Here is a 25743-nt window from a genome sequence, read left to right on the forward strand (position 1 = left end):
CGAAGCCGATCACCTCCCGGCCGATCGGGGACCACAGCAGGATCGGAATCGACAGCAGCGCGGCCACCAGGAAGCGGTTGCGCATGTCGCGAGCCATGTCATCCATCGACATCCCGGCGTGGTGGCCGCCGTGCCCCATCGCGTCCTGCGGCGTCATCCCCGCATGCTCGCCGTGCCCCGCGTGCTCGCCGTGCCCGGCTTGCTCGCTTTCAGACTCGGCGGAGAGCGCCGTCATGGCCGCGTGGTCGTGTGTCGCCGCGCTCACTGCTGGACGGTGACCGTCGTAAGCCGTCGCGTGGTCACGCGGCTCGGCGGCCGGGTCGCACACGTGCTGCGGGACCGACTGTCCGGCGCAGTGGTAACCGCAATCACGCACCCAGCCCGCCAACTCCGCCACCGACGTCCGCGACGGGTCGTAGGTGACCGTCGCCGTCTGGGACACCGGGTTCGCCTCAACGCTGAGCACGCCGGGCCGCCTACCAAGCACGCTCTCCGCCACTGCCTTCTCCGAGGCCCAGTGCACGCCAGAGACCTCCAGCACGGTGGTCTGCTGCTGCGTCGGCATGACCCACTCCCTCACGTCGGTGCCCTCTGTGCCGCCTCAACGGCTACTACCCCCTGGGGGTACCCGCCTAAGGCTAGTACCCCCTGGGGGTATTCCACCAGCCCAAAGTTTCCACTGCGAGGCCACCTTCGGTCGGGCACGAGAGCGATCGGGCAGGCATCAGTACGGCAGCGGCACGTGGCCCCCACCCGAAGCAGCGAGCACACATGCCGGGGCGCACCGTCCAGGCAGTCCCTGCGGCGAGTACCCAGGTGCGGGGCGGTTAGCCCGCGTAGCGGGTGGTGAACGAATCGCCGCCGTCGGTGCTGACGAGGATGGTCGCCGGAGACACCGCGAGGTAGATGCTCTCGACACCTTCGCGGTAGTCGACGAGCACTGCTTCAGGCTCGGCCTGGACCGACCCCTGCTCCGTCCAGGCCGTTCCGCCGTCGGTCGACTCGTGAACGGCGCCGTCGGGCGTGACTCCGTAGAGCGACGAGGTGGCGGGCCAGGCCAGCACGGTGACGCCGGGAGCAGTCGGAACGGCCGTCCACGTCCGGCCGCCGTCGCCGCTGCGCAGCAGGCCCTGCTCGGTAGTCGCCAGAAGCACCTCGGGGTCCTCGGGGTGCACCGCCAGGTCGCGCAGGTCCAGGGTGCTGCGGGTGTCCCAGGTCTGCCCCTCATCGGCGGAGACCAGCAGGCGGCCGGAAGTGGAGTCCCAGCCGTAGATGCGCCCGTGCGCCACCCGGAGGGCGTGGAAGTCGACCTCGCCGCCGAGGGAGACGATGTCCCAGGTCTCTCCGGCGTCGGTGCTGCGGATGAAGCCCAGGTGGGTCGGCAGGTCCTGCTCCTGGAGGTCCGGATGCCCCGAGCCGACGAAGGTGTTCGGCCCGGCCACGGTGAACCCCATGGTGTCCTGGTAGCGGTCCGCGACCCGTTCCGCGTCGCCGTCCTCGGGCAGGCGGAACAGGCCGAAGTGGCTGGCGGCGTAGAGCATCCCGTCGGCCGGATCGACGCCCAACCCGTGCACATGTTCCATCCCGACATCCGCCGCCGGGCGTGGGTGCGAGTCGGCTGCGTGGGTGTCAGAAGGTTCGGTCGTACAGGCGGTCAGCGTGAGCGTCAGTCCGCCCGCAAGGGTGAGAGCGGCGCACCGGCGGAGCAAGGGGTCTCCCGTCAAGTTAGGGGTGCGTCGGGCCTGACGCCGCCCCGAGCCTACGAGGCTGCCCTCGGGGCAATCCGTGGCGTCGCAGGGCGCGTCCGATCAGCCGATGCGGGCCTCGGCCGGGTTCGAGGCGTCGCGGCCGACGCGCGGCACGAACCGGCCGGTCCGCGCGGCATACGCGACATACGCGCCACCGTGCACCCGGCGCAGGTAGGGCTCCTCGACGGCGCGGACCTGCAACTCCACGGCGGCGATTAGCGCGGCGAGCGCGGCCAGGCTGAGCCAGGTCGGCACCAGCAGCAGCATGCCGACCTGGGCGAGCGCCATTGCGGTGAAGATGGGGTTGCGGACGTGGGCGAACACCCCGGTGGTGACCAGGTCGGTCCGCTCGGCCTCATCGACGCCGATCCGCCAGGACGCGCCCATACCTGTCTGTCCGGCCAGCGTGGCGGTGAACCCGACCAGCGTCAGCACCAGCCCGACGACGGCGAGGGCGGGGTGCGGGTCGGCGGGCACGGTGCCGGTCACGGCCAGCAGTGGACCGGCCAGGCCGAGCACGATCGCGGCGACGAACAGCACGCCGCCCCACCAGCCCGCCTCGGCCGGGGTGCCGGAGATGCCCTTGAAGCCGGTGCTTCCAGTGCGGCGGCGCTGCACCCAGGATCGGACGCCGAACAGCACGACCAGCGCGACGACGTACAGGGCGAGAGCGACGGCGCTCACGAGCGGCCTCGGCTGGCGTGGGGCTCAGTCATCGTCACAGTCATCGTCGTCGCAGGCGATCTCGCCTTCCCAGGCTTCCTTGCCCTCCATGACCGCGAACCCGGCGATCACGAACCCGGCCACGGCGTCCACCCAGGTCCAGCCGAACGCGGTGAACGCGAGCAGGCCGATGAAGGTGGAGACCGACAGCCAGGCGCACAGTCGGGTCTCGGCCGCGTCGGCGATGACCAGGCGGGAGCCCAGCGCCTCACCGGCGCGGCGCTTGGCACGGGCCAGCCACGGCATGATCACCACGGAGGCGCCGACCAGGATGACGCCGACAAGGCTGGTCTCCGGCGTCTCGTCGCCGAACAGGCGCATGACGCCCTCGTAGGTGACGTAGGCGGCCAGGGCGAAGAACGTGACGGCGATGAACTTCAGCGCCCGCCGCTCCTTGACCTCGTCCACGTCGCCGCCACGGAACTCGGCGTAGAGCCGGATCAGCACGACGGTCGCGGCGGCGACCTCGATGCCGGAGTCGATGCCGAACCCGACCAGTGAGATGAGTCCGGCGGTCAGCCCGGCGGCGACCGCGATGACCATCTCGACGACGTTGTAGCCGATGGTGACCTGCTCCAGCCGGATCGCCCGGCGGGCCTGCGGTGTGATCGTGGGGGCGCTCATCGGGCGGTCTCCTCGCCGTAGGTGGGGCACAGTGCGACCGCGTCGCCGGTGGCGGCCAGCAGACGCTCGGCCGCAGAAAGCACGTCGAGTAGGTCCGAGGCGTGGTTCAAAGACCACATCGACGCCCGGCCCTGCGGCCGGGAGGTCACCAGGCCGCAGTCGCGCAGGCAGGCCAGGTGCGCCGAGACGGTGGACTGGGCGAGCCCAAGGTGCGCGGTGAGGTCGACGACCTTGTGCTCGCCCAGCGCGAGGTGGCGCAGGATCGCGAGCCGGGCCGGATCGCCGAGGCTGCGGAACATGCACGCTGCCGCAGACAGCGCGCTGGCCTCGCTGACCGGCGCCGTTGCACCCCCTGCCTCGACCGTTTTCATCGTCATGGGGCGATGATAGCGGTCGGCGCGCTTCCTGCTCGTCGCGGTACGGCCGGATCGCCCTTCCGGGGCGCCGGACTTGGCCACCACGGACCGCCGAGGACCACGGCGCTCATCCAGCCGAACGCGAGCCGCGACGACCATCTCAATGGCGCAGGAACGCGGACTACACGCGCGGGAAGTAGTCGCGCAGGTACTTCACGAGCATCTTCATGTCCAGCATGGTGGCGTCCATCTCCCGACGGAGATCGCCGCCGGTGTTGTAGGCGACCGTGAGATTCCCGAGGTCGGCTACGACCTTGTCCGCGTAGTCGTGCACTCGGCGAAGGTGATTCTTGGAGATGGGCACGTCCGGCCGGGCGGCGTCGCGGCGGCGGCGCTGCTCCAATGCGCGATAGCGCCTGCGGCACGAGTCGCAGAACGGCGACTGGCCATTGGACGGCAGCACCGTGTCGCAGGACAGGCACCAGCGGGTGCCCCGGTTGCGGCTGAGTCGGGCCGCCAGCGGCCGATCGGGGCTCGACCTGACTTGTTCCAGCGGGGTGGGAAAGCCGACCGGGCGGTCTTCCGGGTGCACTGCATCTAGCCGCGGATAGCGCTTGTTGGGCTCGGGCCGATCGAAGCGCACGAACCGTCCGGGGCCAGGAACCACCGTCTCCCCCACTCAGGATCTGAAGCAACCCGTCAAGTCGGACGGTGCTCACGAAAGCGCTCCTGACCTGGGCTTTCGCCCTCCAGCGCTTGCGTCAATGTATGCGACCAACGCGGGCGGGTGGCGTCACGACACGAAGCGACCTCGCATCTGCACGGTCGGAGTGGCCGATGACCCACCAGGTGAGCAGGACTTGCCAGCCGAGGACGCATCGGCCTACCGTCCCGCGCAACGTTCGAACAGGTGTTCGAACAAGCAGTGAGAGGAGGACTCGTGAAGCAAGCGTCCATGTCGCTCTCCAAGCGAGGCGACCGGCACAGACCCCGCGCCTGATCCCGACCTCGGGGTCAGGCCGGGGCGTCACCGACGCCTACGAAGGAGCAACAATGACCGTCAAGCAGCACCACCCGTCCCGCATCAGCATTCGCCGGGGCGCCACCGCTCTCGGGACGGCGGCATGACCGCCCGGCATGTGACGGCGGCGCGCCTCCACGGGTCCCGCTCGAAGACGACCGGCGATGTCCGGCCGGGGATGAGCGACTGGCATGTCGCCATTGGGGCACTCGTTCACCAGTGCGCCGGTGCACTTGCCGAGCACCGCGGTGCGCAGTCGAGCGTGATTGCGCAGCGGGCGACCGAGTGGGTGAATCTGGCCGCTCGGGACACCCGCGTTTTCGGCAACCTGGCCAAGGCGCGCGCGCAGATCACCTCGCTTGCCTGCGCCTACCTGCACCGGTACGCGCCGGGCGCTCAGGCGGAGTACCTCGGCGCCGAGATCCCGTTCGACGGTGGCCGGGTGGACCTGGTCTGGTCGGTCCCCGGCCTTGGCGTAGTCATCGACGAGTTGAAGACGACCGCCTGGGTGCGCCTGAACGTGGACGCGGCCATGCTCGCGCAGCCCCAGCGCTACCGGCAGTTCGGCGCGGAGAAGTGGGGGTCCGGCTTCGCAGGGGTCCGGTTCCTGCCGCTCCGCAACCCCGGCGAGGCGCGGTTCATCACCGCCGACGGAACGGTGCACCGGCTCGACGACTCCCCGGCCGCGCGTCTGCGGGATGCGGCATGACGCACACCGAGAAGGACGCGATCGTCCGCGCCGCTCTCTCCTACCGCTCGACCTACGGCGGCACGCTGCCGAACTTCGCCGTTCACCAGATCGCTACGCACGCCGGAGTGTCACCGCGCAGCCTCCGCCGTTGGGTCGCGGAGTTCGATGCACAGGTTGCCGAGCAGCAGCAGGCGACGCGCGTCCGGAAGCGCCAGCAGGAGGTGGACAACGACGCCCCCACGCACTGCAAGGGGCGCCCGTTCGAGATCGACGAAGAGCACCTGACGGCGATCCGGTCCACGCTGAATCTGAAGAAGGCGTACTGCCGCCTGTGGCCGTCGCCGGACTCCCCCGGCCGGGTCTCCTACCCGACCTTCACGCGGGCGTTCGCAAAACTGCCGCCGAGCATCCGCGAAGGCGTCCTGCACGGTTGGGACGCCATGGTCCGCCACCAGGTCTACCTGTCGATGGCCGCTCCGCACCGCAACCACACATGGCACCTGGACTGGACCCAGGCCGATGTGTGGGTCAGCACTCCGCGCAACCAGGTGGTGCGCCCGTGGATCGGCATCGTCCGGGACAACGCCACCTCGATGCGGCTCGCCGCGGTCGCCTATGTCGGGCGGCCGAACGAGGACGCCATGTGCGACCTCCTCGCCACTGCCGCCTCCGTGCGTGAGTACAAGTACGGCGACGAGATCGTGCAGGTCGGTGGGCTGCCGGTTCAACTGGTTCTTGACAACGCTCGGGAGCACTTCGCCGAGGCCGTGACCCGTGGTGCCGTCATGCTCGGTGTTGTCGTGGCGCCGACGAAGGCGTTCTACAAGCACCAGAACGGTCCGGCCGAGTCCACGTTCAGCGCCCTGAATAAGCAACTGCTGGCCGCGCTGCCCGGTTACACCAAGGGTGGCCAAGGAGACGACGGGAAGCCGCTCCTCTGCCCGAGCACGCCTGACCAGATCACCCCCGACATGGTGCTGACCATCGAGGGCCTTCAGCAGCATCTCGACGACTGGCTGGAGGGCGAGAACACCAACGGGAAGATCGCCCGTCTCGGCGACCAGCCTCCGCTGGTGGCCTGGCGCGATGACCCCACCGAACTCACGCAGGTCGATGACGTGACCATCCGCGCGATGATGATGCGCGCCACGACGGGTCGGGCGATCAACGCCGAAGGCATCCGGTTCCAGGGGCGCGACTACCTCGCGCCGGAGTTGAACGCGTACCGGGAGAAGGGACTCAAGGTCACCATCCGGTACCTGTCCCGCGAGAGCCGGTTCATCGAGGTCTTCGACGGTGACACGTGGATCTGCCGCGCGTACGACCGGACGTTGCTGACCGATACGCAGCGCCAGGCCATCCTCCGTAACCGCCAGCAGGACCTCGAACTCATGAAGCGGATCAACGCTGCCGCAGTCCAGGACCGGCTGCACGAGAAGGCCACCGGAGACCTCGCCGCCTATGACGGCGAGCCGGACGCGGCGGTGCAGGAGGCGGTCGAAGAGGCAATCGCCAAGGTCACCGACCTGGATTCGCACCGCAATCGCACGCGCGCCGAGGAGGCGTTCGCTCCACCTCCCACGCCCCGCGTCGACCCGACCACGCCACAGCGCAGCAAGCGCCAGGTCGCTCCATCCCGGACCGAGGTCGAGCAGCAGCGTCGCGACAAGAAGGTGAACGAAGCCAAGCAGCGCCTCAGCAAGCGCCCTGGCTCAGACTTCGGGGGAATCAATGACGACAACTGAACTCAAGGCCCTGGGTCGCAAGTCGCCCCGGCGGGACGGCAAGCAGCGGCCGGACTTGGCCGCCCTGGTCTTGCCGCCGCACCTGGAACTCGAACACCCTCTGGTGCACACCCCGAGTTTCCGTGAGGCAGTTACGGCGATGCGCGGGCTGCTCAACAGGAACAAGATCGGGCTGATCGACGGGCCGCCAGGCACCGGCAAGACGACGTTCGCTCAGTGGGCCGCAGAGAAGTGTGACCGCCCGAGTGCGATCGCCGTCATGCCCGAGAACCCAGCACCGCTGGACCTGCTGCGGATCAGCATCACCGCAGTCACCGGCCACAACCCGGCCGGGGAGAACAAGACCGAGATGGAAGCGGAACTCGTCCAGGCACTCGGCGAGTGGCAGGGCCTGCTGATCCTCGACGAGGTCCAGAACGTCCGCATCAAGGGGTTGACCGAGGCCCGGTACATCCACGACATCACACGCCCGCGCTTCCCTCTACTCCTAGTCGGCTACGGCGCCATGGAAACCGTCCGCGAGAACACGCCTCTTGACTCCCGCATTCGGCTTCGCCGGACCTTCCGCGTACTTCGCGGGCAGGACATGTTCGACACCGTCCGTGCAATCGATGCCCGGTTCGCCGCTGTTCCCGACGATGTCCTCCGCTACGCCGACGACAAGTTCGCTCGCGGAAATCTCCGGCGCTGGGTCGACCTGGTCGAAACGCTCCAGGACTGGGACGTGACGGCCGCGACTCGCGACGACTTCGACGATGCCATCGTCTCCATCGACGAAGAGGCCGCGGCATGACCCGGCTGTTCCACTACGAAGCCCCACGCGGCAAGGATCTCGACGGGCTCGTCGATCCGGTCGACATGCCCCATGCGGTGCGCGCGATCGCGCGTCCGAACGCCAAGTCCATTCACTCGCTAGCCGCCGACATCATGCGCAGCCTCGGGGCCACACGTGACCTCTACACCAAGGCACAGGGCTCCTACACGCTGCTCAACGCGGCGAGCGCCTGGTCGTTGGCCCGCGGAATCACGGACGTGTTCCTCGGCGAGGTCCAAGACATGGACCGCAACGGCATCCTGGAAAGCCTCGACTTCGCCCAGCGCATCGGCGCCAACCTGCACCTCATCAGCGGCTACGGCCAGACCGTCGTACACGCCTCGACCATCAACGAACTCGGCGGCGTCACCCTTCGGTTCACCGATCTGCCCGGTGAACTTCGCTCCCCCGGCCGTGCACCATCGCCCGCCTCAACCACGTCCGAGGAGGACGATGCTGTCGAGATCCCGGACGACGACTGGATCTCCTACCGCCCGGCCTATCGGTCTCTGTGGCCCGCCCACTTCGTGGCGACCGCCGACCAGGTCTACCTCGACGCCTACCAGCAGGCCCGTCGCAGCAACGCGCGCACCGAGGACGACATCGCCCGCCTCATCGCCGGACTATGGGATCAGCACGGCTGCTCATCCGTCCCGGCGACAACCGCGGTCCGCGCCGTCCAAGCGGGGCTCTTCCGCAACGGCCTCAATGTGCGCGTCAGCATGGGGCACCTCGAACGGTTCCTGCACCTCAAGATGGTCAACCCACTCAAGCCCGAGCACTACGAAGCGCTGCGGTCCTACGCCGACCCGTGGCGCGCAGCAGCAACCGTCCTCCACGCGCAACACGTGCCCACGCAGGACATCCTCGCGTTGCGGGCACTCGACGTAGAACCGGACGGAACCATCCCCTCCAGCGGCCTGACGCTCGCCGCGGGCGCCCACCCCATCCTCGCCGCTCAACGCTGGCACCAACTCATCTCCGGCGACGAAGACCCACCCCTCATCGACAGGTCCATCGTCGCCACGCGAGCAGGCATCCGCCGCATCACCCAGGAACTCAACCTGCCGCTCGTCACCAAGTGGTCGACACCCAAATCCGACCGTTGGCAACACCGGAACGGCCTGAAAGTGACACCCATCCAATGAAGATCCGCATCAATCGGGACCTCATCACAGACCGCATGAACATGCTCGCCCTCCACGAGCGAGCGATCGTGCAGCGGACTCAGATCCCCCAGTCGCAGTTCCGGCAGGCTCGCCAGTCCGGCGAGTTGGACGGGCACACCTCGCTCTCTCAACTCCACCGGCTGGCGACAGAACTTGGAGTTCGGCTCACAGACCTTCTCGATCCCCCCGAGGCCGCCGCGCCTCAGCAGGAGGTTCCCGGTCCGGCCAACGACCGTGGCGGCGTCGAAACCCTCATCCCCATCCTCGTCTCCGCCACCAACATGGTTTCTCTCGCCCACGCCGCCCGCGTGCTGGGCTGGTCCCGCGATCACATGGACGCCGTTCTCGCCGCGGTCCCCGCTGCGCTTCACGGAACCGGCCTGCGACTGCACCACGTCAACGGCCGGGCCAAGGTCATGTCGACCGACTCACCAGGTAGGGCTGTCGCTTACGCCATCGGATGCCTTCAAACCATGGCCGCTGGCCTGAACTTGGCACAGGCTCGGACGCTCCGCCGGATCGTCAACGGCGAGACCGTGTTCCACCGGAACATCGGCAAGGAAGAGAAACTGACCTTGGGCGCCCTGAAGAACATGGGTTGCATCGAACTCGACGACATGGCCCAGTACCGGCCCACATCCGACCTGGCTCTCGCGCTCCCCGATCTCACGTAACAGGGCCAGCGCAAAGCGAAGGGGCGGGCGACCATCTGGTCGCCCGCCCCTCGCTATTTGCAGCCCCTCACCGGTGCCACCTTGCTGCAACTTCCAGTGTCAGAATGCTGCAATCACGGTGTCAGAATGCTGCAACTCCGGTGACGGAATGCTGCAACTCGACATCAGCTGCAGCCGCTGGTGGAGCCGCAGCCCTCGCAGACGTAGCAGCTGCCGGCGGGCCGCATCTTCGTGCCGCAGGTCATGCACAGCGGCGCGTCGGTGGCGGTCCCGGTGACCAGCTCGAGCAGCTCGGCCGAGGAGTGGGCCTCCTTGACCGACTTCGGGCCCTCGGGGGTGACCTTCTCCTCCACCGAGGCGGTCTCGATCGGCGCGGAGCCACGCAGCTGCTCCAGGTCGACCTCCTCCTCCTGCACGGCGGCGGTCGAGGCCGACGAGCCGTAGCTGCCGGCGACCTGCGCGGCGCGCTCCTCGGCGGTGAAGATGCCGAGGCCGGCCCGCTTCTCGACGGGCAGGTGGTCCAGCGCCAGGCGACGGAAGATGTAGTCCATCACCGACTGGGCGATCCGGATGTCCGGGTCGTCGGTCATGCCGGCCGGCTCGAAGCGCATGTTGGTGAACTTGGAGATGTAGGTCTCCAGCGGCACACCGTGCTGCAGCGCCAGGGAGATGCCGATCGAGAAGGCGTCCATGACACCGGCCAGGGTCGAGCCCTGCTTGCCGAGCTTCAGGAACACCTCACCGAGGCTGCCGTCCTCGTACATCCCGGCGGTCATGTAACCCTCGGCGCCGGCGACGCTGAACGAGGTGGTGACGCTCGTCCGCTTCTTGGGCAGCCGCTTGCGGACCGGGTGCGACAGCGCCGACGGAGCAGCCGTCTCCTCGACCACGACCTCGGCCTTCTTGGCCTTGGCGTCGGACAGCGGCTGGCCGACCTTGCAGTTGTCGCGGTAGATCGCGAGGGCCTTGAGGCCCATCTTCCAGCCCTGGAAGTAGATGTTCTCGACGTCCTCGACGGTCGCCGTCTCCGGCATGTTGACCGTCTTGCTGATCGCGCCGGAGATGAAGGGCTGCACCGCGGCCATCATGCGGACGTGGCCCATCGGGGAGATGGCCCGCTCGCCCATGGCGCAGTCGAAGACCTCGTAGTGCTCCGGCCGCAGGGTCGGGGCGTCCACGACGTGGCCGTGCTCGGCGATGTACTCGACGATCGCCTCGATCTGCTCCTCCTGGTAGCCCAGGCTGCGGAGCGCGCGCGGCACGGTCTGGTTGACGATCTGCATGGAGCCGCCGCCGACCAGCTTCTTGAACTTGACCAGCGAGAAGTCCGGCTCGATGCCGGTCGTGTCGCAGTCCATCATGAAGCCGATGGTCCCGGTGGGGGCCAGCACCGAGGCCTGCGCGTTGCGCCACCCGTTGTCGGCGCCGATCTCCAGGCACTCCTGCCACTGCTGCGTGGCGGCCTTCAGCACGTCGGCGTCGTCGGCACCGACCGGGCGGATGGCGTCGTTGGCGGCGGCGTGCTTGCGCATGACCCGGGCGTGGGCGTCGGCATTGCGGGCGAAGCCGTCGTAGGGGCCCACGATGCCGGCCAGCTCGGCCGAGCGGCGGTAGGCGGTGCCGGTCATCAGCGAGGTGATGGCCGCGGCCAGCGTCTGGCCGCCACGCGAGTCGTAGGCGTGGCCGGTCGCCATGAGCAGCGCGCCCAGGTTGGCGTAGCCGATGCCCAGCTGGCGGTAGGCGCGGGTGGTCTCGCCGATCGGCTCGGTCGGGAAGTCGGCGAAGCAGATCGAGATGTCCATCGCCGTGATGACCAGCTCGACGGCCTTGACGAAGTTCTTCGAGTCGAAGGTGCCGTCGGCCTTCAGGAACTTCATGAGGTTCAGCGACGCCAGGTTGCACGAGCTGTTGTCCAGGCTCATGTACTCCGAGCACGGGTTGGACGCGTTAATCCGGCCGGTCTCGGGGTTGGTGTGCCAGTCGTTGATCGTGTCGTCGTACTGGATGCCCGGGTCGGCGCACTCCCACGCGGCCTGGGTGACCTTGCGGAACAGGGCCTTGGCGTCGACGGTCTCGAGGACCGAGCCGTCCAGGCGGGCGCGCAGGCCGAACTCGTCGCCCTCCTCGACCGCGCGCATGAACTCGTCGGAGACGCGGACGGAGTTGTTGGCGTTCTGGTACTGGACGCTGGTGATGTCCTTGCCGCCGAGGTCCATGTCGTACCCGGCGTCGCGCAGGGCGCGGATCTTGTTCTCCTCGCGCGCCTTGGTCTCGATGAACTCCTCGATGTCGGGGTGGTCGATGTCGAGGACGACCATCTTCGCCGCGCGGCGGGTCGCGCCACCGGACTTGATGGTCCCGGCGGAGGCGTCGGCGCCGCGCATGAAGGAGACCGGGCCGGAGGCGGTGCCACCGGAGGACAGCAGCTCCTTGGAGGAGCGGATGCGGGAGAGGTTCAGGCCGGCACCGGAGCCGCCCTTGAAGATCAGGCCCTCCTCGCGGTACCAGTTGAGGATCGAGTCCATCTCGTCGTCGACGGCGAGGATGAAGCAGGCGCTGACCTGCTGCGGGGCGCTCGTGCCGACGTTGAACCACACGGGGCTGTTGAAGCTGAAGTACTGGTGCAGCAGCATCCAGGTCAGCTCGTGCTCGAAGATCTCGGCGTCGCCCTCGGTGGCGAAGTAACCGTGCTCGCGACCGGCCTCGGTGTAGGTGAGCACCACGCGGTCGATGAGCTGGCGCAGGCTGGTCTCGCGCTGCGAGGTGCCGACGGCGCCGCGGAAGTACTTGGTCGTGACGATGTTGGTGGCGTTGATGCTCCACTCGGCGGGGAACTCCACGCCGCGCTGCTCGAAGTTGATCGAGCCGTCCCGCCAGTTGGTCATGACGACGTCGCGGCGCTCCCAGGTCACCTCGTCGTACGGGTGCACACCGGCGGTGGTGAAGACGCGCTTGATCTTGAGGCCCTTGCGGCTGGGCGCCTTGCCTGCGCGGCGGGCCCGGGTGGCCAAGCGGTCGTCGGTCTCGGTCATGGTGTGGAGCTCTCCCTGGTCGTGTGTCGCATGGTGCTTCGCGGGGCTGCGCGGTGGTGCTGCGCGGTGGTGGATCGGGGGCTGGGGAAGAGCCACGATCGGTAGCTGCTCGAACTGCTGTCTATCGGCCGGCACTGACAGTTCTCAGCCGCCGGAGGGGACCGGGTCCCGAGGCGCCCGCTCGCCCGGCGGCGCGGCGGCCTCCCGGGCCTTGAGCTCGGCGATCTCCCGCTCGAAGTCCGCCACCGAGGTGAAGGAGCGGTAGACGCTGGCGAACCGCAGGTAGGCGACCTCGTCGAGCTCGCGGAGCGGGCCCAGGATGGCCAGGCCCACCTCGTTGCTCGGGACCTCGGCCGCACCGGTGGCACGGATGGCGTCCTCCACCTGCTGGGCGAGGAGCTTGAGCTGGCCCTCGTCGACCGGGCGGCCCTGGCAGGCCCGCCGGACGCCGGCGACCACCTTGCTGCGGTTGAAGGGCTCGCTGACGCCGTTGCGCTTGACGACGGCGAGCACCGCCTCCTCGACGGTGGTGAACCGCCGTCCGCACTTCGGGCAGTTCCGACGACGCCGGGTGGTGGCGCCCTCGTCGGCCTCGCGGGAGTCGATGACCCGGCTGTCGGGGTTGTGGCAGAACGGGCAACGCACGGTGGTTCACCTCCTTCCCGGCCACCCGCCACCGGTGTCCTGTGGACCCTCCTGGGGACATCCGGTGGATGCCGCGGGGAGAACCTGAGGATCGGCCTGTGGACGGGCTTACAACTCTGTAACTACTAGATGTAGGGGAACCCTAGGCCGGGCTCCACAAGATGTGCAAGTGATCGTTTCCTCGGCGTGTTCCGCCCTGACCCGTTCGTGCGCAGCCGGAACACCCGTCCCCACGAGTCACACGACACGCCGGGCGACCCGCCGGACCACCCCCGCCCGCGACCAGCGGGGACGGCCCCCCGGCGCGTTCCGCGGCGACCCTGGACACGCGCCGACGGCGCCGGGGAACCCCTCAGGGCTCCCCGGCGCCGTCGGCGGGAGTGCGGTGTCGGCCGGGTGTCAGTGGGCCATCAGCCGGGGCCGGCGCGGCTGCGCGGGCTGGTCGGTGAGCCGCATCGGGCGGGTGAGCAGCTCCTCGGCAGGCCCGCCCCAGGTCTCGCCGGCCAGCGTCTCCTCGGCAGGGACCTGACGGGCCGACGGGACCGACCAGGTGGCCGTCGCGAGGAGGTCGTCACGCCGCTGCCGCGACGAGGGCACCGGCTCGTCGACGATCGCGGTGAACAGCTCGGTGTCCGCGGCCCGGTGGCGACCGGCGTCCGGGTCCGCCGACGGCGCACGGTGGCGGCCGGGAGGCACCGGGACGGACGCGGCCGGGGCGAGCTGGACGTCGGCGTCCTCGGGTGCACGGCGCCGGCCGCCGGAGCGGACCGGTGCCACCTCCGCGGCCACGTGGTCGCGGGCCAGCGGCAGGCTGGCCGTGGTCTCCGCGTCGGCGACCGCCCGACGCCGGGTCACCGCCTGGCGCGCCCGGTCCCCGTCGGCCACCGGCCGGGCCGCGGGGGTCTCGGGGAGGCGGACGGCGGCCAGCTCGGTCCAGCCGGTCCGCTCGACACCGTCCACGACGGCGCGGACCCACACCTGGCAGGCACCGCTGTCGTCGTGGCGCCAGCCGAGGAGCTCGCCGGACCACCAGGTGCCCGACTCGTACACCTCGACAGCCGGGGACTGGTTGGTGAACACGGCTGCTCGGTTCTCCATGACGCTCGACACGAGAGGGAAGGTATGTCGCTGACCAGCACGGACGGTGAATGACTCGGTACTGAGGGTTGACGAAGTCGCCGTCCCCGGTTGTGAACCTCTTGCCGTGGCGGACCGCCCGCCGGCGGGCCTCGCCAGGGCGTGCTCGCGACCTCAGGGGAGGACGAGCACCTGCCCCGGCACGATCTCCCCACCCTCCAGGGAGTTCAGCTCGACGATCCGGTCGACGACCTCGCGGACGTCGTCGTCACCGGCCACCGAGAGCGCGATGCCCCAGAGCGTGTCGCCGCGCTCGACGACGACGCTACTGGTGCCCATCAGCTCCAGGCCGTCGCCGCCGTCCCCGGCGAGGGCGTCGCCCAGCGCGACGAGCCCGACCCCGCACGCCAGGGCCAGCACGGCCACCAGGCGACGGCCGCGGGCGGTGAGCCGTAGCCGCGGGGCCTGGTCCCCCGCGGGACGCCCGGCTGCCGTGCGCACCTCGGCCCGGACGCTCGCGGGCGCCGGCGCGACGGCGTAGGCGGCCGGCGGCGGGAGGACGCGCAGGTGCCGCTCCCGCGGCGGGGCCGCGAGGGCACCCCTGGCCGACCCCTGCCCCGACCGCTCGGCCGGCACCCCGGCCGTCCTCAGCGCCGCATTCCTCGTCATGGCTCTCCGCCTCCCAGCTGCCGGTACGCCACCGGCGTCGAACGCCTGTTCGATTCGAACGTCTGTCCGTTGTCTACCGGACGCCGCCGACAGAAGCGATGGGACACGGCAACTTTTCGAACACGTGTTTGAACTGGGGGCCGTCGGGCGCTACCGTGCACTCGACGGACACCGAGGAGCTGCGACGCAGCCACGAGGAGGACACGTGACGGACTCGAGCGGGACTTCGGGCAGCTCGCAGGAGACGGACCCCACCTCGGCCTCCGTGCGCACCTTCCCGGACCGCGCCGCGGACGGCGACGGCCTGACCCAGCGCCAGCGGCGCGTCCTCGAGGTCATCCGCGACTCGATCGAGCGGCGCGGCTACCCGCCCTCGGTGCGCGAGATCGGTGAGGCCGTCGGCCTCTCCTCCGCCTCCTCGGTCGCCCACCAGCTCTCGGTGCTGCAGAAGAAGGGCTGGCTGCGGCGAGACCCCAACCGGCCGCGCGCCCTCGACGTCCGCCTCCCGGGCGAGTCCGGCCGTGGCACCGCGCAGCTGGTCGAGCCCCCGGTCATCGGCGAGGGCGAGCAGGCCTCCGCACCCACCTACGTGCCGCTCGTGGGCCGCATCGCCGCCGGTGGGCCGGTGCTGGCCGAGCAGGCCGTCGAGGACGTCTTCCCGCTCCCTCGCGAGCTCGTCGGCGAGGGCACCGTGTTCATGCTCAAGGTGGCCGGCGACTCCATGGTCGAGGCCGCCATCTGCGATGGCGACTGGGTCGTCGTGCGCCAGCAGCCGACGGCGGAGAACGGCGAGATCGTCGCCGCCATGATCGACGGCGAGGCCACGGTCAAGACCTACAAGCGGCGCGACGGGCACGTGTGGCTGCTGCCCCACAACCCCGCCTACGAGCCGATCCCGGGCGACGAGGCGACCATCCTCGGCCGCGTCGTGTCCGTCCTCCGCCGGGTCTGACGGGCGGGCGGCTCAGGGACGGCGCAGGAGCCGGCTGCCCAGCCAGACCACGACGGTCGCGCCGAGCGCCGCGAAGAGCGCCGCCGGCAACGGCGACCCCTTCTCCGTGAGCTCGGCGATGCTCGGGATCGCGGTCTCCGGCGCCGTCGACGGCGCGGCGGTCCCAGCCGGCGTCGTCGGCAGCGGGAGGACCACGACGTCGCTGGGGAGCCCCTCGCTGGCCACGACCAGGCCCCGCGAGTCCGCCGTGAAGCTGATCGCCTCACCCTGGGGCGACTCCGGCAGCGCGACGCGGGCCGGGGCCGCCGCGAGGGCGCCCACCACGTCGGAGCCGCTCAGCGGCCACACGTAGGCGTCGGTGTAGGTCCGCAGCGCCAGGGCGCTGCCGTCGCTCGCCACCGCGCCACCGGTGACCATGAGCTGCCCGGCCCGTCCGACCGGGCCGCCCGGGGTGCCGGTGAGCGTGACGTTGACCGTCGCCACCCGCTCCATGGGAACGGTGCCGCCGTCGGCCAGCGGGGCCGTCGGCCGGTAGACAGCGCTGGAGCCGAGCACCTCCTTGGTGACCACGTAGGGCGTCCCGTCGGGTGCCACGAGCAGCGCCTCGGCGTCGTGCGCACCGTCGGGGTAGGTGAGCCGGTAGAGCGACGCGGCGCCGTCGGGCCGCAGTACGTGCAGCGCGACGGTTGCCCGCTCGGCGTTGTTGTCGCCGGTGTCGGCCACCCACACGGAGCCGCCCGGCCCGACCCCCAGGTCCTCCGGGTCGAACGGGTCCACCGGCGCGCCCTGGACGTCGACCACCTGGCAGGCGCCGTCGAGGCCGTAGACGGCGACCTGCGACCCGCCGTCGTTGATGGCCAGCATCTGGTCCCCGACGACGACCAGGCCGGACAGCTCGGCGAGGCGCTCGTCGGTGACCGAGCAGCGCACGGTGGGCACCGCGGGCTCCTCGGCGGCGGCGGCGGGTGACACCGTCGCGAGACCGCCGGCCAGCGCAGCCGTCAGCAGGAGCCGTCGCCCCCGGGCACGGCCCCGCGGTCGCTCAGCCTGCGTCGGCACGCACCCAGCGTGACAGAACGATTGCATCGAGTGCGTGAACCACGCCCAGCAGGACGATCCCCGCGGCGGCGCCGACGACGGCGTCGGAGAGCCAGTGGTAGTCCAGGGACACCATGGCCACGCCCGTGGCCAGCGGGCCGACGATGCTCAGCCACCAGAAGGCGCGCTGGACCCCGGCCGGCAGCCCGTAGCGGACCGCCTGCCACCGGGCCACACCCCACATGACGACGGCGTTGGCCACGTGCCCCGAGGGGAACGACGCCCCGTCGTCGTGGAAGAAGTAGGACCCCGGGAAGGCCGGCGCGGTCCGGCCGGTGCCGTGCTTGATCGCGTACACGCCGGCGGTGAGCACCCCGACCGCGATCACCACCCGCAGCGCGGGCTGCCACGCGCCGCGGCGCCAGAGGAGGTAGCCGACCAGCCCGGCGAGCACGACCAGGATCGTGACCCGGCCGCCCAGCTGGGTCACCAGCCAGACCAGCGGGTAGGCCGCGGAGTCCCGCAGCCCCCAGTCGCTGACGACCTCGGAGATCCGCAGGTCCAGGCTCAGCGAGCGGCCGTCGGCCAGCAGGTCGGCGGTCACCAGACCGCCCACGAGCAGCGCCACGACGACCAGCCACCACGGCGGCCGGCCGATCGAGACGACGGCCGGGGAGCCGGTGACACCGGCCTCCCGAACCGCTCCTCTGGTCACGCCGTCACCGTACCGGCCCGTGACCGGACCGTGATCCGGCCATGGGCGAGCCGCTCAGGCGACCGGCACCGCGAACTCTTCGAGGGCCGCGGCCAGCGCGCCGTCGACGCGGGCGGTGAGCCGGGTGCCGGCACCCTCGTGCTGCTCGCTGAGCACCTCGCCGTCCCGGTGCACGCGGGCGACGAGGTCACCGCGCTCGTAGGGCACGAGCACGTCGACGTCGACGTCGGGGTGCGGCAGCCGCTCGGCCACGAGGGCGCGCAGCTGCTCGATGCCGTGGCCCGTCCGGGCCGAGACCCACACCGCGTCGGGCAGGGCCTGGCGCAGGGTGAGGATCGACTCCTCGTCCATGGCGTCGACCTTGTTGACGACGATGACCTCGGGCACCGCGGAGGCGTCGATCTCCTGGAGCACGACGTGCACCGCGTTGATCTGGCCCAGCGGGTCGGGGTCGGAGCCGTCGACGACGTGCAGCAGCAGGTCCGCGGCGGCGACCTCCTCCAGCGTCGAGCGGAAGGCGTCGACCAGCTGGTGCGGCAGGTGCCGCACGAAGCCGACCGTGTCGGTGAGCGTGAACTCCCGGCCGTCGGGCCCGGTGGCCCGGCGCACCGTCGGGTCCAGCGTGGCGAACAGCGCGTTCTCCACCAGCACGCCGGCTCCGGTGAGCTGGTTGAGCAGGCTGGACTTGCCGGCGTTGGTGTAGCCGGCGATGGCCACGCTCGGGGTGGCGTTGCGGTCCCGGCTGTTGCGCTGGGTCGCCCGTGCGGTCGCCATGCCGGCGATCTCGCGGCGCAGCTTGCTGACCCGCGACCGGATCCGCCGCCGGTCGGTCTCGATCTTGGTCTCACCGGGGCCGCGGGTACCGATACCGCCACCACCAGCGACACGACCACCGGCCTGCCGGGACATCGACTCACCCCAGCCGCGCAGGCGCGGGAGCATGTACTGCATCTGCGCCAGCTCGACCTGGGCCTTGCCCTCCCGGCTGGTGGCGTGCTGGGCGAAGATGTCGAGGATCAGCGCGGTCCGGTCGACCACCTTGACCTTGAGCACCTTCTCCAGCTGGTTGAGCTGGCCGGGGGTCAGCTCACCGTCGCAGATCACGGTGTCGGCGCCGGTCGCGGCGACGATGTCGCGGATCTCGTTGGCCTTGCCCGAGCCCACGTAGGTGGCGGCGTCGGGCTTGTCGCGCCGCTGGCTCACGGCCTCCAGGACCTGCGAGCCGGCGGTCTCGGCCAGGGCGGCGAGCTCGGCCAGCGAGCGGTCGGCGTCGGCCTGCGTGCCCTCGGTCCAGACACCGACGAGCACGACGCGCTCGAGTCGCAGCTGCCGGTACTCGACCTCGGTGACGTCGGCGAGCTCGGTGGAGAGGCCGGCGACGCGGCGCAGCGCGCCACGCGCCTCGAGCGCGTAGGAGCCGGTCGTGTCGTCGGGCTCGTCGAAGGGGGTCTGCGGGGCGGTGGTCATCGTGTCCAGCGTGGCACGGTCCGGCGTGCGGGTCACCTGAGTTGTCATCGCCGGGTACAACGCACCAGCCGCCCGGATGCATCCCGGGGCCCGGGCACCCGCTGCGGGGTCAGCCCGCGAGCCACTCCACGCACAGCTCGCCGGCCGACACGAGCACCGCCGGGCCGGTGAGCACCGTCGTCCCCTGACCGATCCGCACCGACAGCCGGCCGCCGGGCACGTCCACGACGACGGTGCCCTCGCGGGCGCCCTCGGCAGCCAGGGCGGCGTAGGCGACGGCGCAGGCCCCGGTCCCGCAGGACCGGGTCTCCCCCACGCCCCGCTCGAAGACGCGCAGCCGCACGTGGGCACCGGGCTCCAGCACGTTGACCAGCTCGACGTTCACGCCCTCGGGGAAGAGCTCCTCGTCGAACCGCGGTGGCCGGGAGAGGTCGAGGGTGTCGACGTCGACGTCGGTGATCGCCGCGAGGTGCGGGTTGCCCATGGAGACGGCGAGCCCGTCGAAGGTGCGGCCGTCGAGCTCCGCGCTGCCCCGGCCGAACTCCCGGGCCGGGCCCATGTCGACCCAGTAACCGCCGTCGGGTGCGGTGCCGACGCGGCGCGGGCCACCACGGGTCCCCACCAGCAGGCCGTCGTCGCAGGCGGCGCGGGGCACCAGCCCCTCGCTGACCAGCGCGTGCAGGAAGAGCCGGATGCCGTTGCCGCACATCTCGGCGTAGGAGCCGTCGGCGTTGCGGTGGTCCATGAACCACTCGCAGCGGTCGAGGTCCTCCCCCAGCACGTCCGGCGCGTCGGGCACGTGGACGCTGCGGACCAGCCGCAGGACGCCGTCGCCGCCGAGACCCGCGCGGCGCTCGCAGAGCCGCTGCACCGTCGCCTCGTCCAGCCGGTCCCCGGCCCACACGGCTCCGTCGGGGTCGGGCAGCACCACGAAGTCGTTCTCGGTGCCGTGCCCGGTCAGCACGCGGGGCGAGGAGGTCACCCCTCGATCGTACGGGCGGTGATCACCGCGGCGGCGGCGTCGACCAGGTCGGTGCGGGCGGCGTCCAGCCAGGCCGTGCCGGTGTCGCGGCGGAACCAGGACCGCTGGCGGCGGACGAACCGGCGGGTCGTGGTGACCGTCCGCTCGCGCGCCTCCTCGGCGGTGAGGGTGCCGTCGAACTGGGCGAGGACCTGCGCGTAGCCCAGGGCCCGGGACGCCGTCGGCCCCTCCCGGAGACCCTCGGCGTCCAGCGCCGCGACCTCGTCCACGAAGCCCGCCGCCCACATCCGGTCCACCCGCAGCGCGACCCGCTCGTCCAGCTCGGCCGGCTCGCGGTCCAGCCCGATGGTCACCGCCGGGTAGTGCGGCCGGGGCGCGGGCAACTCGGCGCGGAACGGGCCACCGGTCAGCTCTATGACCTCCAGCGCCCGCACGATGCGCCGCCCGTTGCTGGGGAGCACCGCCGCACCGGCCGCCGGGTCGAGCCGGGCCAGCCGGGCGTGCAGCTCCGCGGGGCCGACGTCGGCCAGCTCCGCCTCCAGCCGCGCCCGGACCGCGGGGTCGGTGCCGGGGAAGTCGAGCTCGTCGAGGACCGCCCGCACGTAGAGGCCCGAGCCCCCGACGAGGAAGGGGGTCACCCCGGCGGCGCGCAGGCGGTCGATCTCGGCCCGGGCACGCAGCCGGTACTCCGCCACCGACGCCGGCTCGCGCACGTGCCAGAGGTCGAGCAGGTGGTGCGGCACCCCGCCGCGCTCGGCCTCGTCGGGCTTGGCGGTGCCGATGTCCATCCCGCGGTAGAGCTGCATGGAGTCGGCGTTGACCACCTCGCCACCGAGCCGCTGGGCGAGCGCCACGGCCAGCGCCGTCTTGCCCGTCGCGGTCGGCCCCACGACGGCCACCACCGGCGGCGCGGCGCCCACCGGCCCGCTCATGCGACCACCCAGTCGGCCACCAGGTAGCCGACCCCGAACGGTGCGGCGTGGTGGTGCAGCCGGGCGGTGACGTGCCGGCCGGCGAACGCCGCCCCGACCGCCCGCCAGGTGGGCACGCCGGCAGCGAGCAGCCGCTCCCCCTCGGCGGGGTCGAGCGCAGCCAGGGCAGCCGCGTCGCCCGCGGCCAGCGCGTCGGCGACGGCGGTGTCGAACGGCTCGGCGGCGGCGTCGAGGTAGCCCGGGGCCTTGACCGTGCGGCGAGCCGAGCCGTCACCCATCGCCAGCACGCCCACCGGGGCCGGGAGGTCGCGCAGCAGCTGCGCCAGGTCCGCCGGCCCCACGCCCACGCGGGTCCCGGCGAACGACGCCTGGTCCAGCAGCCAGCCGCCCACCGTGTGCGCCAGCGGCAGCCGGGCGCCACCGGGGCGGACCCGGCCGTCGAAGGGCAGCTGCAGGTCCAGCCCGAAGCCGCGCAGGTCGCCCCGGTCGCCGTCGCCGAAGCGCTCGCCGGGGGCCGGGCCGTCGCCGACGACCACCACGACCTCCGGCGCGGCGTCGAGGAGGCCGCTCAGCGCGTCGGCGCACGCGGCCCGCAGCAGCACCGTCTCGGGCCCGGCGCGCCCCTCGACCGCCGGGAGCAGCAGCGGCGGGGCCGGGCAGAACGCCACGACGGCCGACGGACGGGGCGCCCGGGACGGTCGCTCGGCAGGCAGAGAGGTCACGGCAGCAGTCTCTCCGATGCGACGTGGGACACTGCCGGACGTGTCGAGCACGGACAACCCCGGCAACGGGGTGCAGCAGGACGCTCCGCCGATTGCGGAGACCCCCGAGACGACCGTCCCCGAGGCGGCGAGCGGCAATCCCGACGCGGTGACCGCCGCGGCCGGGACGCCCGCGGCGCCGGCCCCCGGGGACGCCGCCCTCGCCGACCCCACCGCGGACGCGGCCGTCGCCGAGCCACCCGCCGGTGCGCCGTCCCCGGTGCCCGCGCCGAAGGCGCCGACGCCGTCGGCCCCGCCGGTCGAGGCCGTGGTCAGCGACCCGTCGCAGTGGGGCCGGGTCGACGACGAGGGCACCGTCTACGTGCGCACGGCCGACGGCGAGCGCGCCGTCGGGTCGTGGCAGGCGGGCGACGCCGAGGCGGGCCTGGCCCACTACGGCCGCCGCTTCGACGACCTCGCCACCGAGGTGTCGCTGCTGGAGGCACGCCTCAAGGCGCACACCGGCAACCCCGGCGAGATCAAGAACAAGGCCCAGGAGCTGGCCGGGTCCATCCCCTCGGCCGCCGCCGTCGGCGACCTGGACGGGCTGGCCGCGCGGGCCCGGGCCATGGTCGAGACGGCCGAGTCGGCCACCGCGGAGTTCCGCGCCGAGAAGGCCGCCGCCCGGGCCGCGCAGGTCGCGCGCAAGGAGGCGCTGGCCGCCGAGGCGGAGCAGATCGCCGCGGAGTCGACGGCCTGGAAGGCCTCCGGGGACCGGCTCAAGGCGATCGTCGAGGAGTGGAAGACGATCCGCGGGATCGACCGCAAGACCGACGAGGCCCTGTGGGCGCGGTTCGCCGCCGCCCGCGACGCCTTCGGTCGTCGCCGGGGCACCCACTTCGCCCAGCTCGACGCCCAGCGCGGCGAGGCCCGCGCCGCCAAGCAGGAGCTGATCAAGGAGGCGCAGCGGCTCTCGACCTCCACGGAGTGGGGCCCGACCAGTGCGGCCATGCGCTCGCTGATGGACCGCTGGAAGGCCGTGCCCCGCACCGGCCGCGACGGCGACGACGACCTGTGGAAGGAGTTCCGCGCCGCCCAGGACGTCTTCTTCAGCGCCCGGGCCGAGCAGGACAAGGCGCGTGACGCCGAGCAGGTCGCCAACCAGCAGGCCAAGGAGGAGCTGCTGGCCGAGGCGGAGAAGCTCGACCCGTCGAAGGACCTCCGCGGCGCCCAGAACGCGCTGCGGAAGATCCAGGAGCGCTACGACGCGATCGGGCACGTGCCGCGCGCGGTGATGCGCCAGCTCGAGGACCGCATGCAGGCCGTCGAGCAGAAGGTGCGTGGCGCCGCCGACGCCGGCCGCGTCCGCACCGCGCCGGAGAACCCGATGGTGGCCTCGATGCGCGCCGCCGTCACCAAGGCCGAGGAGCAGCTGGCCAAGGCCGAGGCAGCCGGCGACGCGCGGCGGGTCGAGGAGGCGAAGGCCAACCTGGCCACCCGCCAGGAGTGGCTGGCCGAGGCGGAGAAGTCCGCCCGGCGGTAACCGCTCGCAGCAGGAGGGCCCCCGTCCGAACCGGACGGGGGCCCTCCTGCGTGTGGTCAGCAGCCGGTGACGACCGGCAGCGGTGCCGGGACCCCGACCCGCGGCATGCCCAGCGAGACGCCGGGTGTCGTCGGCCGCGTGCCGGCCTCGCTCGCGTCGCCCGCGCGGGTGCGACGGTGCGACAGCAACGGGCCGTCGGCGATCAGGTGGTGCGGCGCGGCCTCGGTGACGACGGTCTCGACGACGTCTCCGGCCCGGACGCCCTGGGCGTGCGTGAAGTGCACCAGCCGCCCGTCGCGGCCGCGGCCGGAGAGCCGGCCTCGAGCGGCGTCCTTGCTCCCCTCCCCCGCGGCGACGAGCAGCTCGACCTTCCGGCCCACGAGCCGCCGGTTCTCGTCCCAGCTGATCTCGTCCTGCAGGGCGGTCAGCCGCAGGTAGCGCTCCTGCACGACCTCCTTGGGCAGCTGCCCCTCCATCTCCGCGGCGGGGGTGCCGGGGCGCTTGGAGTACTGGAAGGTGAACGCGCTGGAGAACCTGGCGGCGCGGACCACGTCGAGGGTCTGCTGGAAGTCCGCCTCGGTCTCGCCGGGGAAGCCCACGATGATGTCGGTGGTGATCGCCGCGTCCGGCATGGCGGCGCGGACCCGGTCGATGATCCCGAGGTAGCGCTCCTGCCGGTAGGCGCGGCGCATCCGCTTGAGGACGTCGTCCGACCCGGACTGCAGCGGCATGTGCAGCTGGTGGCAGACCGCCGGCGTCTCGGCCATCGCGGCGATGACGTCGTCGGTGAACATCGCCGGGTGCGGGCTGGTGAACCGGACCCGCTCCAGCCCCTCGATGCGCCCGGTGGCGCGCAGCAGGTCGGCGAACGCGCCGCGGTCGCCGAAGTCGCTGCCGTAGCTGTTCACGTTCTGGCCCAGCAGCGTCACCTCGAGGACGCCCTGGTCCACCAGCGCCTGGACCTCGGCGAGGATGTCGCCGGGACGGCGGTCCTTCTCCTTGCCGCGCAGCGCCGGGACGATGCAGAACGTGCAGGTGTTGTTGCAGCCGACGCTGATCGACACCCAGCCCGCGTAGGCGGAGTCCCGCTTGGCCGGCAGCGTGGACGGGAAGACCTCGAGCGCCTCGGCGATCTCGACCTGGGCCTCGTCGTTGTGACGGGCGCGCTCGAGCAGCGCCGGCAGGGATCCCACGTTGTGGGTGCCGAAGACGACGTCGACCCACGGGGCGCGACGCACGATCTCGCCGCGGTCCTTCTGCGCGAGGCAGCCGCCTACGGCGATCTGCATACCGGGGCGCGCGTCCTTGACCGGGCGCAGGTGCCCGAGGTTGCCGTAGAGGCGGTTGTCGGCGTTCTCGCGGACCGCGCAGGTGTTGAGGACGACGACGTCGGCGTCGTCCCCCTCCGCGGCGGCGGAGTAGCCGGCGGCCTCCAGCAGGCCGGACAGCCGCTCGGAGTCGTGCACGTTCATCTGGCACCCGTAGGTGCGCACGCGGTAGGTGCGCACAGGTGCCTGCAGCTCGGTTCCCATGACGGCTCCGAGGGTACGGCGCGCCCTTTCTTCACCCGTTCGATCGGGTTGCGGGGGTTCGTTACGCCTTCGTGATGGCCGGGACTCCGAACCGGGACCTTCCCGCCCTTAGGGTCACCGGGTGACCAGGAGTACGAACGGAGAGCCTCTCGTCCGCCTGGCCGGCGTCAACAAGTGGTTCGGTGAACTGCACGTCCTGCAGGACATCGACCTGTCGATCGACCGCGGCGAGGTCGTCGTCGTGATCGGCCCGTCCGGCTCGGGCAAGTCGACGCTGTGCCGCACGATCAACCGGCTCGAGGCGATCGACAAGGGCGAGATCACCATCGACGGCCAGCGGCTGCCCGAGGAGGGCAGGGAGCTGGCCCGCCTGCGCGCCGACGTCGGCATGGTGTTCCAGAGCTTCAACCTCTTCGCACACAAGACGATCCTCGAGAACGTCACCCTCGGCCCGGTCAAGGTGCGCAAGCAGTCGAAGGCCGATGCAGAGAAGCGGGCCCGGGAGCTGCTGGACCGCGTCGGCGTCGGCGCGCAGGCCGACAAGTACCCGGCCCAGCTCTCCGGCGGCCAGCAGCAGCGCGTCGCCATCGCCCGCGCCCTGGCCATGGACCCGAAGGTCATGCTCTTCGACGAGCCGACCTCGGCGCTGGACCCCGAGATGATCAACGAGGTCCTCGACGTGATGACCTCGCTGGCCCGCGAGGGCATGACGATGATCGTCGTCACCCACGAGATGGGCTTCGCCCGCCGTGCGGCCAACCGGGTCGTCTTCATGGACGGCGGCCGGGTCGTCGAGTCCGCCGACCCCGAGACCTTCTTCACCAACCCGACGTCGGATCGCGCCAAGGACTTCCTGTCCAAGATCCTCAACCACTGACCCTGAAGGGATCCCG

General features: G+C 71.5%; 25 protein-coding genes. 8 read left to right on the forward strand and 17 right to left on the reverse strand.

What is annotated here, in order from left to right:
* The 6 genes from E4P43_RS14850 to E4P43_RS14875 form a co-directional block, all read right to left on the reverse strand.
* On the reverse strand, positions 1-565 hold a 565-nt coding region (locus E4P43_RS14850; protein WP_135146241.1), incomplete at its 3' end, for a heavy-metal-associated domain-containing protein.
* 262 nt (positions 566-827) lie between these two features.
* Complete coding sequence (locus tag E4P43_RS14855) at positions 828-1709, reverse strand: F510_1955 family glycosylhydrolase (RefSeq protein WP_167759199.1); 882 nt, start codon at positions 1707-1709, stop codon at positions 828-830.
* 99 nt (positions 1710-1808) lie between these two features.
* Positions 1809-2432 carry an isoprenylcysteine carboxylmethyltransferase family protein gene (locus tag E4P43_RS14860; RefSeq protein ID WP_135146243.1) on the reverse strand — a complete coding sequence of 208 codons (624 nt, stop codon included), beginning with the start codon at positions 2430-2432 and terminating at the stop codon, positions 1809-1811.
* A gap of 24 nt (positions 2433-2456) precedes the next feature.
* Positions 2457-3095, reverse strand: a complete 639-nt coding sequence (locus E4P43_RS14865; protein ID WP_135146244.1) for a cation transporter — start codon at positions 3093-3095, stop codon at positions 2457-2459.
* Positions 3092-3472, reverse strand: coding sequence for a metalloregulator ArsR/SmtB family transcription factor (locus tag E4P43_RS14870; protein ID WP_135146278.1), 381 nt, complete (start codon positions 3470-3472; stop codon positions 3092-3094). Before E4P43_RS14870 ends, E4P43_RS14865 begins: the two co-directional genes overlap by 4 nt.
* A 160-nt stretch (positions 3473-3632) precedes the next feature.
* Positions 3633-4094: a hypothetical protein gene (locus E4P43_RS14875; RefSeq protein ID WP_135146245.1), complete on the reverse strand. Its 462-nt coding sequence runs from the start codon at positions 4092-4094 to the stop codon at positions 3633-3635.
* 481 nt (positions 4095-4575) lie between these two features.
* Here E4P43_RS14875 and E4P43_RS14880 point away from each other — a divergent pair, with 481 nt between their 5' ends.
* The 5 genes from E4P43_RS14880 to E4P43_RS14900 are packed head-to-tail and all read left to right on the forward strand — an operon-like array spanning position 4576 to position 9565.
* Entirely contained in the window at positions 4576-5181 is a 606-nt protein-coding gene (locus tag E4P43_RS14880) for a hypothetical protein (RefSeq protein WP_135146246.1), read from the forward strand.
* Complete coding sequence (locus E4P43_RS14885) at positions 5178-6908, forward strand: Mu transposase C-terminal domain-containing protein (RefSeq protein WP_135146247.1); 1731 nt, start codon at positions 5178-5180, stop codon at positions 6906-6908. The genes E4P43_RS14880 and E4P43_RS14885 overlap by 4 nt, the downstream gene beginning before the upstream one ends.
* Positions 6895-7701, forward strand: coding sequence for an AAA family ATPase (locus E4P43_RS14890; protein ID WP_135146248.1), 807 nt, complete (start codon positions 6895-6897; stop codon positions 7699-7701). The genes E4P43_RS14885 and E4P43_RS14890 overlap by 14 nt, the downstream gene beginning before the upstream one ends.
* Positions 7698-8870, forward strand: coding sequence for a hypothetical protein (locus tag E4P43_RS14895; RefSeq protein WP_135146249.1), 1173 nt, complete (start codon positions 7698-7700; stop codon positions 8868-8870). Before E4P43_RS14890 ends, E4P43_RS14895 begins: the two co-directional genes overlap by 4 nt.
* Complete coding sequence (locus tag E4P43_RS14900) at positions 8867-9565, forward strand: hypothetical protein (protein ID WP_135146250.1); 699 nt, start codon at positions 8867-8869, stop codon at positions 9563-9565. Before E4P43_RS14895 ends, E4P43_RS14900 begins: the two co-directional genes overlap by 4 nt.
* A gap of 164 nt (positions 9566-9729) precedes the next feature.
* Here E4P43_RS14900 and E4P43_RS14905 read toward each other — a convergent pair whose 3' ends face one another.
* The 4 genes from E4P43_RS14905 to E4P43_RS14920 form a co-directional block, all read right to left on the reverse strand.
* On the reverse strand, positions 9730-12597 hold the full coding sequence (locus E4P43_RS14905; RefSeq protein WP_135146251.1) for a vitamin B12-dependent ribonucleotide reductase: 2868 nt from the start codon (positions 12595-12597) through the stop codon (positions 9730-9732).
* Positions 12598-12741: 144 nt separating this feature from the next.
* Positions 12742-13242 carry a transcriptional regulator NrdR gene (nrdR, locus tag E4P43_RS14910; RefSeq protein WP_135146252.1) on the reverse strand — a complete coding sequence of 167 codons (501 nt, stop codon included), beginning with the start codon at positions 13240-13242 and terminating at the stop codon, positions 12742-12744.
* A gap of 399 nt (positions 13243-13641) precedes the next feature.
* Positions 13642-14352 carry a hypothetical protein gene (locus tag E4P43_RS14915; protein ID WP_135146253.1) on the reverse strand — a complete coding sequence of 237 codons (711 nt, stop codon included), beginning with the start codon at positions 14350-14352 and terminating at the stop codon, positions 13642-13644.
* A 141-nt stretch (positions 14353-14493) separates the two neighbouring features.
* Positions 14494-14988, reverse strand: coding sequence for a LysM peptidoglycan-binding domain-containing protein (locus E4P43_RS14920; RefSeq protein ID WP_135146254.1), 495 nt, complete (start codon positions 14986-14988; stop codon positions 14494-14496).
* A 205-nt stretch (positions 14989-15193) separates the two neighbouring features.
* On the opposite strand from E4P43_RS14920, the gene lexA reads away from it, so the two are divergent.
* Positions 15194-15940: a transcriptional repressor LexA gene (gene lexA, locus E4P43_RS14925; protein ID WP_135146255.1), complete on the forward strand. Its 747-nt coding sequence runs from the start codon at positions 15194-15196 to the stop codon at positions 15938-15940.
* A 12-nt stretch (positions 15941-15952) separates the two neighbouring features.
* On the opposite strand, the gene E4P43_RS14930 is transcribed toward lexA, so the two are convergent.
* The 6 genes from E4P43_RS14930 to E4P43_RS14955 form a co-directional block, all read right to left on the reverse strand.
* Complete coding sequence (locus E4P43_RS14930; RefSeq protein WP_135146256.1) at positions 15953-16999, reverse strand: hypothetical protein; 1047 nt, start codon at positions 16997-16999, stop codon at positions 15953-15955.
* Positions 16983-17693, reverse strand: a complete 711-nt coding sequence (locus tag E4P43_RS14935; protein WP_245159149.1) for a phosphatase PAP2 family protein — start codon at positions 17691-17693, stop codon at positions 16983-16985. The genes E4P43_RS14930 and E4P43_RS14935 overlap by 17 nt, the downstream gene beginning before the upstream one ends.
* 54 nt (positions 17694-17747) lie before the next feature.
* Positions 17748-19160 (reverse strand): GTPase HflX, encoded by a 1413-nt coding sequence (gene hflX, locus E4P43_RS14940; RefSeq protein WP_245159150.1) that lies wholly within the window; start codon positions 19158-19160, stop codon positions 17748-17750.
* A gap of 109 nt (positions 19161-19269) precedes the next feature.
* Complete coding sequence (gene dapF, locus E4P43_RS14945; protein ID WP_135146258.1) at positions 19270-20142, reverse strand: diaminopimelate epimerase; 873 nt, start codon at positions 20140-20142, stop codon at positions 19270-19272.
* Positions 20139-21074: a tRNA (adenosine(37)-N6)-dimethylallyltransferase MiaA gene (gene miaA / locus E4P43_RS14950; RefSeq protein WP_135146259.1), complete on the reverse strand. Its 936-nt coding sequence runs from the start codon at positions 21072-21074 to the stop codon at positions 20139-20141. Before miaA ends, dapF begins: the two co-directional genes overlap by 4 nt.
* On the reverse strand, positions 21071-21796 hold the full coding sequence (locus tag E4P43_RS14955) for a hypothetical protein (RefSeq protein ID WP_135146260.1): 726 nt from the start codon (positions 21794-21796) through the stop codon (positions 21071-21073). The genes miaA and E4P43_RS14955 overlap by 4 nt, the downstream gene beginning before the upstream one ends.
* Positions 21797-21836: 40 nt before the next feature.
* Here E4P43_RS14955 and E4P43_RS14960 point away from each other — a divergent pair, with 40 nt between their 5' ends.
* Complete coding sequence (locus E4P43_RS14960; protein ID WP_135146261.1) at positions 21837-23318, forward strand: DUF349 domain-containing protein; 1482 nt, start codon at positions 21837-21839, stop codon at positions 23316-23318.
* Between the two features lie 56 nt (positions 23319-23374).
* Here the strand turns inward: E4P43_RS14960 and miaB are convergent, their stop codons facing one another.
* Entirely contained in the window at positions 23375-24850 is a 1476-nt protein-coding gene (gene miaB, locus E4P43_RS14965; protein ID WP_135146262.1) for a tRNA (N6-isopentenyl adenosine(37)-C2)-methylthiotransferase MiaB, read from the reverse strand.
* 121 nt (positions 24851-24971) lie between these two features.
* Here miaB and E4P43_RS14970 point away from each other — a divergent pair, with 121 nt between their 5' ends.
* A complete protein-coding gene (locus tag E4P43_RS14970; protein ID WP_135146263.1) occupies positions 24972-25727 on the forward strand; it encodes an amino acid ABC transporter ATP-binding protein in 756 nt (251 codons plus the stop codon).
* Positions 25728-25743: the final 16 nt, after the last annotated feature.

The sequence above is a fragment of the Blastococcus sp. TF02A-35 genome (assembly GCF_004571075.1).
GTDB lineage: Bacteria > Actinomycetota > Actinomycetes > Mycobacteriales > Geodermatophilaceae > Blastococcus.

Excerpts from the sequence above, each read along its gene's own strand:
- E4P43_RS14890 (WP_135146248.1), top strand. The coding sequence starts at position 6,895 with ATGACGACAACTGAACTCAAGGCCCTGGGTCGCAAGTCGCCCCGGCGG.
- E4P43_RS14870 (WP_135146278.1), bottom strand. The coding sequence starts at position 3,472 with ATGACGATGAAAACGGTCGAGGCAGGGGGTGCAACGGCGCCGGTCAGC.
- E4P43_RS14865 (WP_135146244.1), bottom strand. The coding sequence starts at position 3,095 with ATGAGCGCCCCCACGATCACACCGCAGGCCCGCCGGGCGATCCGGCTG.
- hflX (WP_245159150.1), bottom strand. The coding sequence starts at position 19,160 with ATGACCACCGCCCCGCAGACCCCCTTCGACGAGCCCGACGACACGACC.
- miaB (WP_135146262.1), bottom strand. The coding sequence starts at position 24,850 with ATGGGAACCGAGCTGCAGGCACCTGTGCGCACCTACCGCGTGCGCACC.
- E4P43_RS14895 (WP_135146249.1), top strand. The coding sequence starts at position 7,698 with ATGACCCGGCTGTTCCACTACGAAGCCCCACGCGGCAAGGATCTCGAC.
- E4P43_RS14880 (WP_135146246.1), top strand. The coding sequence starts at position 4,576 with ATGACCGCCCGGCATGTGACGGCGGCGCGCCTCCACGGGTCCCGCTCG.
- miaA (WP_135146259.1), bottom strand. The coding sequence starts at position 21,074 with ATGAGCGGGCCGGTGGGCGCCGCGCCGCCGGTGGTGGCCGTCGTGGGG.
- E4P43_RS14905 (WP_135146251.1), bottom strand. The coding sequence starts at position 12,597 with ATGACCGAGACCGACGACCGCTTGGCCACCCGGGCCCGCCGCGCAGGC.
- E4P43_RS14900 (WP_135146250.1), top strand. The coding sequence starts at position 8,867 with ATGAAGATCCGCATCAATCGGGACCTCATCACAGACCGCATGAACATG.
- E4P43_RS14885 (WP_135146247.1), top strand. The coding sequence starts at position 5,178 with ATGACGCACACCGAGAAGGACGCGATCGTCCGCGCCGCTCTCTCCTAC.
- E4P43_RS14920 (WP_135146254.1), bottom strand. The coding sequence starts at position 14,988 with ATGACGAGGAATGCGGCGCTGAGGACGGCCGGGGTGCCGGCCGAGCGG.